Source organism: Streptomyces sp. NPDC055966 (genome assembly GCF_042269865.1).
In the GTDB taxonomy this organism is placed as follows: domain Bacteria; phylum Actinomycetota; class Actinomycetes; order Streptomycetales; family Streptomycetaceae; genus Streptomyces.
This window is the reverse complement of the sequence record NZ_JBHJYK010000002.1, coordinates 292128-304704: the sequence shown is the minus strand read 5'-3', so window position 1 is coordinate 304704 and position 12577 is coordinate 292128. Positions and strand designations below refer to the sequence as shown.

At 68.1% G+C, this 12577-nt stretch carries 8 protein-coding genes; 7 read left to right on the top strand and 1 reads right to left on the bottom strand.

The window, feature by feature from the left end:
- Positions 1–85: 85 nt before the first annotated feature.
- The gene (locus tag ACFC8N_RS05670) at positions 86–3889 is read right to left on the bottom strand and encodes a GH92 family glycosyl hydrolase (protein WP_376286718.1); all 3804 of its coding nucleotides are present in this window, start codon (positions 3887–3889) and stop codon (positions 86–88) included.
- A 351-nt stretch (positions 3890–4240) separates the two neighbouring features.
- Between ACFC8N_RS05670 and ngcE the strand changes: the two genes are divergently transcribed.
- From ngcE to ACFC8N_RS05635, 7 genes are all read left to right on the top strand, one after another.
- Positions 4241–5686: an N-acetylglucosamine/diacetylchitobiose ABC transporter substrate-binding protein gene (ngcE, locus tag ACFC8N_RS05665; RefSeq protein WP_376286715.1), complete on the top strand. Its 1446-nt coding sequence runs from the start codon at positions 4241–4243 to the stop codon at positions 5684–5686.
- Between the two features lie 28 nt (positions 5687–5714).
- On the top strand, positions 5715–6641 hold the full coding sequence (locus tag ACFC8N_RS05660) for a sugar ABC transporter permease (protein WP_356021707.1): 927 nt from the start codon (positions 5715–5717) through the stop codon (positions 6639–6641).
- A 6-nt stretch (positions 6642–6647) separates the two neighbouring features.
- A complete protein-coding gene (locus ACFC8N_RS05655; protein ID WP_376286712.1) occupies positions 6648–7571 on the top strand; it encodes a carbohydrate ABC transporter permease in 924 nt (307 codons plus the stop codon).
- A 216-nt stretch (positions 7572–7787) separates the two neighbouring features.
- Entirely contained in the window at positions 7788–8999 is a 1212-nt protein-coding gene (locus ACFC8N_RS05650) for an ROK family transcriptional regulator (protein WP_356021711.1), read from the top strand.
- 132 nt (positions 9000–9131) lie between these two features.
- Positions 9132–10238, top strand: coding sequence for a substrate-binding domain-containing protein (locus ACFC8N_RS05645; protein ID WP_356021960.1), 1107 nt, complete (start codon positions 9132–9134; stop codon positions 10236–10238).
- Between the two features lie 212 nt (positions 10239–10450).
- Positions 10451–11242 carry an ATP-binding cassette domain-containing protein gene (locus ACFC8N_RS05640; RefSeq protein ID WP_356021713.1) on the top strand — a complete coding sequence of 264 codons (792 nt, stop codon included), beginning with the start codon at positions 10451–10453 and terminating at the stop codon, positions 11240–11242.
- Positions 11239–12549 (top strand): sugar ABC transporter permease, encoded by a 1311-nt coding sequence (locus ACFC8N_RS05635; protein ID WP_362821576.1) that lies wholly within the window; start codon positions 11239–11241, stop codon positions 12547–12549. The genes ACFC8N_RS05640 and ACFC8N_RS05635 overlap by 4 nt, the downstream gene beginning before the upstream one ends.
- The last annotated feature ends 28 nt before the right edge of the window (positions 12550–12577 follow it).

The window sequence follows — 12577 nt, the reverse complement described above, 5'->3', positions numbered from 1 at the left end:
CCGCGCGCGCCGACCCCGGCGCGCGGTCCTCCGTGGTACGGGTGGCGCACGGTGCCGTTTCTGAGGCGTGTGCGCCGTCCCCGTGTCAGGCCAGCAGCTCCACCTCCGCCAGCGTCGATGCACGGTCCAGCACCAGCCGGTACTTCGCGTACGTGCCCGGCGTCGCGATGGTGAACGCCCGCGTCTGGCGGTCCCAGGGGAACGCCTCGGCGGAGCGGTGGTCCAGCGTCTTCCACGTGGAACCGTCCGCCGAGCCCTGGAGGGTCCAGCCGGCCGGTGCCCCGGTGTGGTCGGCCGGGGACGTCAGGGTGTACTGGACGGCCCTGACCGCGTGGTCGACCGGGAGGTCCACCGAGGTGACCGTGGCCTCGGTCGCCGACGTGTTGTCGAACAGCGGCCCGTCGCCCTTCAGCACGTCCGCCCGGGGCACCGGCACCTTGTCGTCCTGGGTCAGGGAGACCGGCCCCGCGTTCCTGCCCGTGCCCCACGCCGAGGGCCGGGCGCCCATGGCGAACGTCAGCTCGCCGCCCTTCGAGAGCAGCGAGTGGGGGAGCGAAGTGGAGTTCCAGGGGCGGCCGTCGAAGGTCACGCCCTGGACGTAGACGTTCTTCGTGCTGTTCGCCGGGGCCTTGATCACCAGGTCCCGGCCGTTCTCCAGGTGCACGGTGACCTGCTTGAACAGCGGGGAGCCGATGGAGTAGTCACCGCTGCCGGGCACCAGGGGGTAGAAGCCGAGCGCCGAGAAGAGGTACCAGCCCGACTGCTCGCCGTTGTCCTCGTCGCCGTGGTAGCCCTGCCCGATCTCGCTGCCGAGGTAGAGCCGGGAGAGGATCTCGCGGACCGCCGCCTGGGTCTTCCAGGGCTGCCCGGCCGCGTCGTACAGGTACGGGATGTGGTGCGCGGGCTGGTTGGACTGCCCGAGCATGCCCATGCGGACGTCGCGTGCCTCGGTCATCTCGTGGATGACACCGCCGTAGGAGCCGACGAAGTCCGGGGAGGCCGTCTCCGGGGTGGCGAAGAACGTGTCCAGCTTGTGGGCGAGCGCCTGCCGGCCGCCGTACAGGTCGGCCAGCCCCCGGGTGTCCTGCGGGACGGTGAAGGCGTCGCCCCAGCCGTTGGTCTCCGTGTAGTCGTAGCCCCACACGCGCGGGTCGTACGCCGACGGGTCCAGCCGCCGGTTCCCCTGGTCGTCCCGGCCCTGGAAGAAGCCGACCTCCGGGTCGAACAGGTTCACGTAGTCGCGGGCGCGGTTGAGGAAGTACTCCGACTCGTCCTTGTAGTGCTTCTCGCCCGTCTTCCTGTACAGCGCCTCGCCCATCCGCGCGATGCCGTAGTCGTTGATGTACCCCTCCATCGCCCACGACAGGCCCTCGGTGGTGGAGGTGCTGGTGTAGCCGAGGAACGGCGAGGTGGCCATGCCCTTGCGGCCCACGCCCGACATCGGCGGGACGACGGTCGCGTTCTTCAGGGCCGCCTGGTACGCCGCCTTCGCGTCGAAGCGCACCCCCTTGACGTAGGCGTCGGCGAACGCCACGTCCGAGGAGGTGCCGGTCATCAGGTCGGCGTAGCCGGGCGAGGACCAGCGGGAGGTCCAGCCGCCGTCCTTGTACTGCTGCACGAACCCGTCGATCATCGCGCCCGCCTGAGTGGGCGTCAGGAACGAGTACGCCGGCCACGTGGTCCGATAGGTGTCCCAGAAGCCGTTGTTGACGTACACCTGGCCGTCGACGATCTTCGCGCCGGTGTGCGTCGGGGTGTCCTGGCTCGGCATGGGGGAGAAGGGGGACGCGTACTGGTCCTTCCCGTTCACCTTCTCGAAGCCCGAGTTCGGGTACAGGTACAGCCGGTACATGCTGGAGTACAGCGTGGTCAGCTGGTCCGGGGTCGCCCCGCGCACCTCGACCTTGCCGAGCAGCCTGTCCCAGGCGCGCTGGGCCCGGTCCTTCACGGCGTCGAAGGAGGTGCCGTCGGGGATCTCCTGGCGCAGGTTGTCCTTGGCCTGGTCGACGCCGATCAGCGAGGTCGCCAGGCGCAGGGTGACCGTGTGGTCCGCGCCCGCGGCGAACCGCAGATAGCCCTTCACCCCGCTCGAACCGCCGTCCGTCACCGGCTTGTCGAACGTGCCGTACACGAACAGCCGGGTCGCCCCCGTCGACAGGCCGGACTTCACGTCCGAGTAGCCGGTGACGGTCCCGTGCTCCTTGTCGAGGGTCAGCCCCGCCTGCTCGGTGACGTTGTCGAAGAGCACGCTCGCGTCGTCGCCGGGGTAGGTGAAGCGCAGCACCGCCGCGTGGTCGGTCGGGGTCATCTCGGCCTTGAGGCCGTTCTCGAAGCGGACCCCGTAGTAGTACGGCCGCGCGGTCTCGTTCTCGTGCCGGAACGGCAGTTGGCGTGCCTCGCGCCCGGTGTCCGGGGTGCCGGACGCGGCCGACGGCATCAGCTGGAAGGTCTGCCGGTCGCCCATCCACGGGCTCGGCTCATGGCTCGCGCTGAACGCCTGGATCGTCGGCAGGTTGTCGTCGTTGTTCGCGCGCGCGTACTCGTACAGCCAGCTCAGCGAGGACGCGTTCGTCACCGGCGTCCAGAAGTTGAAGCCGTGCGGCAGCGCGGTCGCGGGGAAGTCGTTGCCGCGCGAGAAGCTGCCGCTGGAGTTGGTGCCGCGGGTGGTCAGCGCGTAGTCCGACAGATGCGCCCGCGGCTTCTCGGGTGCCACCGGTCTCAGCGCCACGTCGTCGATCCAGCCCCGGAACTTCGCGGGCCCGGCGGGGGAGTCGTACCCGACGAGGATCCGGTCGACCGTCTTGCCGGCCGCGACCGAGCCGATCCGCGAGAGCACGTCGTTCCACTGGTTGACGTACAGCGCCTTCGAGGTGCCCTGCCCGCGCGGCGACAGCGGGAACCCGTGCTGGTCGAGGGCGCCCAGGTCGCTCAGGTACGTCCCGTCGGTGAAGGCCAGGTCCAGGGAGACGTTCGTGGCGTCGTAGTCCCGGTCGCCGTCCGCCATCGACGGGAAGATCCGGTACGACAGCTGGGTGTCGGCGCCGACCTTCACATGCACGCCGAAGACCTTGTTGTACGAGTACGCGCGGCCCGGCGTCGTGTGCCGCCCGGCGTAGCGCAGTGCCCTCTTTCCGGTGAACCCGGCGCGTGCCTTGGCCGTCGGCGAGGCGGTCGGGCCGTGGTCGACCACGGTCTGCATGTCCTCGGGGACGGGGCCCCCGGTGCCGCCGGTGGAGAACTGGACGTCGGCGAGCTGGAGGATGTCGGGGGCGCCGCCGTTCTTCGTGATCTCCAGCCGGAAGTGCTGGTACTCGGCCGGCTGGGCCAGGTCGTACGACCTGGTCTGGAACCGCTCGGAGAAGGTCTCGCCGGAGCGGGTGTCGACGCTCTTCCAGTCCTTGCCGTCCGTGGAGCCGAGGAGCGTCCAGTCCCTCGGGTCGCGCTCGGCGTGGTCGTTGGCCGAGGTGAGCGCGTACGTCACCAGCCTGACGGGCCTGTCGAGGTCGAACTCCGCCCAGCCGGTGGGCTGGAACGTCAGCCACTTGGTCCCGGGGTCGCCGTCGACCAGGTTCTCCTTCACCTCGCCGGCGCCCGTGTTCTCGCCGCTCGCCCGGACGCCGGTGACATGGTCCGTCACATTGCCCGGGATGCCGGTGCTGTAGCCGCCGTCGACGCCCGAGGCGCGCTTGCCGCCGTCGGGCGCGGTGTCCACGGTGTCGATCCAGTCGGGTGCCGGGTCTCCCGCCTCGAACGAGGACGCGAACTCGCCGCCGGCGGCCGGGGCCCTGGCGGGCAGGGCGACCGCCGCGCCCTGTGCGCCGACGGCCATGACAAAGGCGGCCGTGAGGACGGCCGCCGGACCCCATCTGTGCCGAGTTCTCCGCTGCATCTACGGATTCCCCTCCTGCGCCCTGTGTCGGACAACGTTGTCAAGCTCCGGGCGTAGGAACCAGTAGGGCGTCAAGTGGCCGGTGGTGTCAAGGGTGTTGGGTGTGGCATTCAGGGACTTATGCCGCGAGTTTTTCCGCCACCGGTGCGACGGAGGCCGGTATTTCCGCGAGGTCTCAACTCGGAAAAGACCCTTGGTGAACCGTGCATTCGATCTTGCTACCGTGGCGGGAAGTGGACTATACCTGTCGGCACTTCCAGCGTGACCCTGCACCACCCAGCTTGACCCGACAGCGGTGCCGGGGAGGATCCGGTTCACCGCCTGAGTCCTGGAGAAGGCGAGGACTTGAGCATGGGATCCACCTCGAACAACAGTGCCGAAGGCGTCGGCCGGCGCGATCTGATCAAGCGGTCCGCCGCGCTCGGCCTGGTCGCGGCCCCGGGTATGGGACTGCTGTCCGCCTGTGCGAGCAGCGGCGGAGGCGGCCAGAAGAAGGACAAGGCCGGGAAGAAGACCGCCAAGAACCCGCTGGGCGTCAACGACAGCGCCCAGATGGAATTCGTCCTCTTCGACGGCGGCTTCGGCAAGGAGTACGCCCAGGACGCGGTGAAGATCTATCAGCAGGACTTCCCCAAGGCGCAGGTGAAGTTCTCCGCCACCCAGAAGATCCAGTCCACGCTCCAGCCCCGCTTCAACCAGGGCAACCCGCCGGACCTCATCGACAACTCCGGCGCCGAGCAGATGGACATGGGCGTCCTCGTCGGCAAGAACCAGCTCGCCGACCTCACCCCGCTGCTGGACGCGCCGTCGTACGACGACCCGGGCAAGAAGGTCCGCGACACGCTGCGCCCCGGCATCGTGGAGATGGGCCAGTTCGACGGCAACCCGGTGTGGATCTTCTACTACGCCTACACGGTGTACGGCGTCTGGTACTCGCAGAAGGCGCTGGATTCGCTCGGGGCGGAGTACCCGAAGACCTGGGACGAGATGCTCGCGGTCTGCGAGAAGGCCAAGAAGAAGGGCATGGCGGGCTGGACGTACGCGGGCAAGTACCCGTACTACCTCCCCTTCTCGCTCTACCCGATGATCGGCAAGGTCGGCGGGCGCGAGGTGCTCGACGCCATCGACAACCTGGAGCCGAACGCCTGGAAGCACCCGGCCGTCAAGGCCTGTTTCGAGGCGTACTACGAGCTGTACAAGAAGGGGTACATCCTCAAGGGCACCCCGGGCCTGGACCACATCCAGTCGCAGACCGCCTGGGCCAAGGGCGAGGCGCTCTTCATCCCGAACGGCTCCTGGGTGGAGAACGAGTCGGCGAACGTCATCCCGAAGGACTTCAACCTGGCCGTCTCCGCGCCCTCCGGCATCGACAGCAGCGACAAGCTGCCGTTCGGCACCATCTGGGCCTCCGGCGGTGAGCCGTTCATCGTGCCGGCCAAGGCGGCGAACCCCGAGGGCGGCATGGAGCAGCTGCGCATCATGCTCTCCGAGGCGTCGTCGAAGAACTTCACCAGCAAGGTGAAGTCGCTGACGGCCTACAACGGCGGCACCACCGGCATCACGCTCACCCCGGGCCTCAAGTCGGGTGTCGCGGCGCTTCAGCTGGCCGGATCCAACGTGGTGAATCCGCGCCTTCAGGACTGGTACGTGCAGCTCCAGAAGGAGAAGATCGGGGTGTCCGGCCTCGGCGAGATGATGGCCGGCCGGCTCACCCCGGCCGAGGCCATCAAGAAGATCCAGGGATTCGCCGACGAAGCGGCCAAGGACACCACCATCAAGCACTACAAGCACCAGTAAACAGCACCCTGACCGCACCGGAGTGGCGATGCAGCACGGCAAGTACCGGTTCATCGTGGGGTTTCTGGCATTGCCCCTGGGACTGTACGCGCTCTTCGTGGTCTGGCCGTTCATCCAGTCCATCTACTATTCGTTCACGGACTGGACCGGCCTGAGCCCCGAATTCAAGATGGTCGGCTTCGACAACTACACGAGGATGGTCCACGACGACATCTTCTGGAAGTCGCTGGAGCACAGTCTGCTGTTCGCCCTGGTGCTGCCACTGGTGACGATCAGTCTGGCGCTGTTCTTCGCCTTCATGATCAATGTGGGCGGACGGCGGAGGAAGGGCGGCCCCGCGATCTCCGGGGTGCGGGGCTCGTCCTTCTACAAAATCGTCTATTTCTTCCCGCAGGTGCTGTCCATCGCGATCGTCGCGTTGCTGTTCGCCTTCGCGTACAACCCGGACAGCGGCGCGATCAACTCGATACTGCGGGGCATCGGCCTCGGCAGCGTCCAGCCGCTGTGGCTGGGCGATCCGAGCCTCGCGCTGTGGTGCGTGATGGCCGTGCTCGTCTGGTCCACGGTCGGCTTCTTCGTGGTCCTGTTCTCGGCGGGCATGGCCTCGATCCCCACCGAGCTGTACGAGTCGGCGCTGCTCGACGGCGCCGGCCGGGCCGCCACCTTCTTCCGGATCACCCTGCCGCTGCTGTGGGACACCGTGCAGTCCGGCTGGGTCTACATGGGCATCCTCGCGCTCGGCGCCGAGTCGTTCGCGGTCGTACAGATCATGACGACCGGACCGGGCGGGCCCGACTACTCGACCACGGTGCTGGTCCTGTACGTGTACCAGAAGGCGTTCCGGGACGGTCAGGCCGCCTACGCCACCACGATCGGCGTCGCCCTGCTCGTCGTCACCCTCGCCTTCGCGGCGATCGTGATGCGGCTGGGCCGTCGCGAGCGGCTGGAGTTCTGAGAAGCGATGAAGACGACCGAGACCCCCGCACCGCTGCCGGCCGAGTCCGGCGCGACCGTCTCCAAGATCGACGTACCGGTCCCGGGGCCCGCCGGGAAGAAGAAGGAGGGCGGTGTCCTCAACGTCTTCTCCCACGGCGTCCTGATCATCTGGGCGATCATGGTGGTCACGCCGCTGCTGTGGGCGGTGATGACGTCCTTCAAGTCCGACAGCTCCGTCTTCTCCTCGCCCTGGTCGCTGCCGGACCACCTGCACTTCGACAACTGGGCGCGGGCCTGGACCGACGCCAACATGGGCGACTACTTCCTCAACACCGTCCTGGTGGTCGGCGGTTCGCTCATCGGCACCCTGGTCCTCGGCTCCATGGCGGCCTACGTCCTCGCCCGCTTCGACTTCCCGGGCAACCGCTTCATCTACTACCTGTTCGTCGGCGGCATGAGCTTCCCGATCATGCTCGCGCTGGTCCCGCTGTTCTACGTCGTGAACAACATGGGCCTGCTGAACACGATCCACGGCCTGATCCTGGTCTACATCGCGTACTCGCTGCCGTTCACCGTCTTCTTCCTGACGGCGTTCTTCCGCACCCTGCCGACCTCGGTGGCGGAGGCGGCGTTCGTGGACGGTGCTTCGCACACGCGTACGTTCTTCCAGATCATGCTGCCCATGGCCAAGCCCGGCCTGATCAGCGTCGGCATCTTCAACTTCCTGGGCCAGTGGAACCAGTACATGCTGCCCACGGTCCTCAACACCGACCCCGACAAGAAGGTCCTCACCCAGGGCCTGGTCCAGCTGGCGGTCAGCCAGGGCTACAAGGGCGACTGGTCCGGCCTCTTCGCGGGCCTGGTCATGGCCATGCTGCCGGTGCTCGGGGCGTACATCGTCTTCCAGCGCCAGGTCGTCCAGGGCCTGACCGCGGGGGCGCTCAAGTAGCCCCCGGAGTCCGACGGAGGTCACCCGTCGCGACCGTCCGTGCGCACGCCGTCCCGCTCTCGGGGCGGCGTGCGCCGCTGTGTGCGCTGTGTCTCCGAGACTCCCGGATACGGTTCAACCTCTTGACGTGAGTCGCCCCGAACGGCTCAGCTTAGAGTTCACTAGTTGGACATACGCGGGGCCTCGCCGAAGCGGTCCCGCGCTCAGGAGGTCGTCGTGGAGACTCCAGGGTCGCAGTCGTCGCTGCACCGAGCCAACCTGGAGCGGGTCGTCCGGGCCGTACGCCTGGCAGGGTCCCTCACGCAGGCGGAGATCGCGCGGACGACCGGTCTGTCCGCCGCGACCGTCTCCAACATCGTGCGGGAGTTGAAGGACGGCGGAACCGTCGAGGTCACGCCCACGTCAGCGGGCGGCCGCCGGGCCCGCAGCGTCAGCCTGAGCGGGGACGCCGGCATCGTGATCGGTGTCGACTTCGGGCACACCCACCTGCGGGTCGCGATCGGCAACCTCGCCCATCAGGTGCTGGCCGAGGAGTCCGAGCCGCTGGATGTGGACGCGTCCGCCGCACAGGGCTTCGACCGGGCGGAACAGCTGGTCAGCAGGCTGATCGAGGCCACCGGGGTGAACCGGTCCAAGGTGGCCGGGGTGGGCCTCGGCGTGCCGGGCCCGATCGACGTCGAGTCGGGGACGCTGGGCTCCACCTCGATCCTGCCGGGCTGGGGCGGCACCAAGCCCGCCGAGGAGCTGCGCGAGCGGCTCGGCGTGCCCGTGCACGTGGACAACGACGCCAACCTCGGCGCCCTCGGCGAGCTGGTCTGGGGCAGCGGGAAGGGCGTGCGCGACCTCGCGTACATCAAGGTCGCGAGCGGTGTCGGCGCCGGTCTGGTGATCGACGGGAAGATCTATCGCGGCCCGGGCGGCACCGCCGGAGAAATCGGGCATATTACACTCGATGAATCCGGCCCGGTCTGCCGCTGCGGCAACCGTGGCTGCCTGGAGACCTTCGCGGCCGCGCGCTACGTGCTCCCGCTGCTCCAGCCCAGCCACGGCCCCGACCTCACGCTTGAGGGCGTCGTACGGCTGGCCAGGGAAGGTGACCCGGGCTGCCGTCGGGTGATCGCCGACGTCGGCCGCCACATCGGCAGTGGAGTGGCCAATCTCTGCAATCTGCTGAACCCGAGCAGGGTGGTCCTCGGCGGTGATCTCGCCGAGGCCGGTGAGCTGGTGCTCGGGCCGATCAGGGAGTCCGTCGGCCGTTACGCCATCCCCAGTGCCGCACGCCAACTGTCCGTCCTCCCCGGGGCACTTGGCGGTCGTGCGGAGGTGCTCGGGGCGCTCGCCCTGGCCCTCAGCGAGATGGGTGATTCATCCCTTTTGTCGGGCAATGTCGCCGGGGTCCTGTCCGTGGCGGCCCCTGCCTTCACTTAGATAACGGATGGCACCGTTGCCATCTCGTTAAGGATTTACTTCTTGACGTCGAACCTGCGGCCGAGTTGACTTCCAGCCACCTCGGCCGCAACGACGCGGCCTCGTCAGGGAGGTTTTCAAGTGAACGCACGTATGCGTCGTGCCGCCGTTGTCGTTGCCGCCGGTACGATGGCCGTCACGCTGGCCGCCTGTGGCAGTGCCAAGGAGTCGAAGGGCGGCAGCTCTTCCTCCTCGTCGTCCTCCGCCAAGAAGGGCGACAACATCAAGGTCGGCCTCCTCCTTCCGGAGAACAAGACCGCGCGTTACGAGAAGTTCGACAAGCCGCTGATCGAGAAGAAGATCAAGGAGCTGACGAACGGCAAGGCCACGATCGACTACAACAACGCCCGCCAGGACGCGAACCTGCAGGCGCAGCAGGTCGACACCATGATCACCAACAAGGTGGACGTCCTGATCGTGGACGCGGTCGACGCCAAGGCCATCCAGAACTCCGTGCAGAAGGCCGTGGACGCCGGCATCAAGGTCGTCGCCTACGACCGCCTCGCCGAGGGCCCGATCAGCGCCTACACCTCCTTCGACAACGAGGAGGTCGGCAAGACCCAGGGCCAGGCCCTGCTGAAGGCGCTGGGCAGCAAGGCCACCAAGTCCTCCAAGATCGTGATGGTCAACGGCTCGGTCACCGACCCGAACGCCGCCCAGTTCAAGAAGGGCGCCCACGAGGTGCTCGACGGCAAGGTCACGGTCGCCAAGGAGTTCGACACCAAGGAGTGGTCGCCGGACAACGCCAACTCCGAGATGGAGGCGGCGATCTCCGCGGTCGGCAAGGGCAACATCGCGGGTGTCTACTCCGCCAACGACGGCATGGCCGGCGGTATCATCACCGCCCTCAGCGGCGCCGGCATCAAGGTCCCGGTCACGGGCCAGGACGCCGAGCTCGCCGGTGTGCAGCGCATCGTCGCCGGTACGCAGTACATGAGCGTCTTCAAGTCCTACCCGCAGGAGGCGAACGTCGCCGCGGAGATGGCCGTCGCGCTCGCCCAGGGCAAGCCGCTGGACTCCATCGCCAAGGACAAGGTCTCCAGCACCTCCCAGAAGGACGTCCCGTCCGTGCTCGTCCCGGTCGTCTCGCTGACCCAGGACAACATCAAGGACACGGTCATCAAGCAGGGCTACTACACCGTCTCCGACATCTGCACCGCCGACTACAAGGCGGCCTGCGACAAGCTCGGCCTCAAGTAACCGGCGCCAAGTCCCTTCCCGTACACGGGTGTTCGTCCTTGAATGCCCCGTAGGGAAGCCGACTGGACGCCCCCAGGACTCCTCCGGCGCCCCGCGATCACACAGCCCCGCAAGCTCGGCGCGGGGCGCCGGACGGAACTCCCCCAGGGTTTCCCCCAACCCACCCACCCAGATTTCTGCACAACCTCCCGCCGGGTCAGGCGGCGAAGGAGATGGTTCACGTGTCCGCTACGCCCGTGCTGGCGTTGCGCGGGATCTCCAAGCGGTTCGGTGCCGTTCAGGCGCTCACCGACGTAGAGCTTGAGGTCCACGCCGGTGAGGTGGTCGCCCTGGTGGGCGACAACGGTGCCGGAAAGTCCACGCTGGTCAAGACGATCGCCGGCGTGCACCCGATCGACGAGGGTGCCATCGAGTGGGACGGCAAGCCCGTCACCATCACCCGGCCGCACGACGCCCAGGCACTGGGCATCGCGACGGTCTACCAGGACCTCGCGCTGTGCGACAACATCGACGTCGTCGGCAACCTCTTCCTCGGCCGTGAGCTGAGGAAGTGGGGCGTCCTGGACGAGGTCGAGATGGAGCGCCGCTCCCGCGAGCTGCTCACCACGCTGTCGATCCGCATCCCCAGCGTCCGTATCCCGATCGCCTCGCTCTCCGGCGGCCAGCGCCAGACCGTGGCCATCGCCCGCTCGATGCTCGGCGAGCCCAAGCTGGTCATCCTCGACGAGCCGACCGCCGCCCTCGGCGTCGAGCAGACCGCCCAGGTCCTCGACCTGGTCGAGCGCCTGCGCGAGCGCGGCCACGCCGTCATCCTCATCAGCCACAACATGGCGGACGTGAAGGCGGTGGCCGACAAGGTCGCCGTCCTGCGCCTCGGCCGCAACAACGGCGTCTTCGAGGTCAAGACGACCTCGCAGGAGGAGATCATCTCCGCCATCACCGGCGCCACCGACAACGCCGTGACCCGCCGTGCGGCGCGCACGAACGGGGAGGTTTCCAAGTGAGCATCGACAAGACCTCCGCGAGCGCCGACGAGGCCCCGGCGCAGGACGCGCCCGCCGTGGAGAACCCCGAGGCCGCGGCCGCCGCGGTCACCGCGGTCGACCCGCGCCTGCTGGTCCAGCAGGAGGGCCTGGTCGGCTACTGGCACGAGTTCAAGCGCAAGATGAAGGCCGGTGAGCTGGGCTCCGTCCCGGTCATCCTCGGCCTCGCGATCATCTGCGTCATCTTCCAGGTCCTGAACTCGAACTTCCTGTCCGCGCAGAACATCAACGACATCACGATCACGATGGTCGGCACGGGCATGATCTCGGTCGGCATCGTCTTCGTGCTGCTGCTCGGCGAGATCGACCTGTCCGTCGGCTCCGTCAGCGGCGCGGCCAGCGCCCTCGCCGGTGTCCTCGCGGTCAACCAGGGCTGGCCCGAGTGGACGGCCGTGCTCATCGCCATCGGCGCGGGCATCGCCATCGGCGCGCTGCACGGCTTCTTCTTCGCCGTGCTCGGTGCCCCCGCCTTCGCCGTCACGCTGGCCGGCCTGCTGTTCTGGCTGGGCTTCATGCTGAAGGTGCTGGGCGCCGACGGCACGATCAACCTCGACCCGAACGGCCTGGTCGGCAAGCTCACCACGTACTACTTCTCGGACGTGGCCGCCGCCTACGGGCTCGCCGTCGTCGTGGTCGCGGTGTTCTTCCTCACCTCGTTCCTGGGCAACCGGCGCCGGGAGGCCGCGGGCGTGCCGTCCCGGCCGCTCAGCGACACGGTCCTGCGCACGGTGCTGCTGGCCGTGATCTCCTTCGCCGCGGCGTACATGTACAACCAGTACAAGGGCCTGCCGCTGGCCACGGTGATCTTCCTCGCCTTCCTGATCGGCACCGACTTCGTGCTGCGCCGCACGCCGTACGGCCGCAAGATCTTCGCGCTCGGCGGCAGCGTAGAGGCGTCCCGGCGTGCGGGCATCAACGTCACCGCGGTGCGGATCTCCGTCTTCGCCATCTCCGGCGGCTTCGCCGCGATCGGCGGCCTCTTCCTGGCCTCGAAGATCGCGTCGGCCAACCAGAGCGCCGGCACCGGTGACCTGCTGATGAACGCGATCGCCGCGGCCGTCATCGGCGGTACGTCGCTCTTCGGCGGCCGGGGCCGCACCTGGAACGCGCTGCTCGGTGTGCTGGTGATCGTCTCGATCCAGTACGGGCTCCAGCTGGAGTCCATCGCGGAGCCGGTGAAGTACATGATCACCGCCGCGGTCCTGCTCACCACCGTCGTGATCGACTCGATCACCCGGAAGACGCAGAAGACCGCCGGTCGCGCGTAACGTCGCGCGCAACGAGGGGTAGGAACAG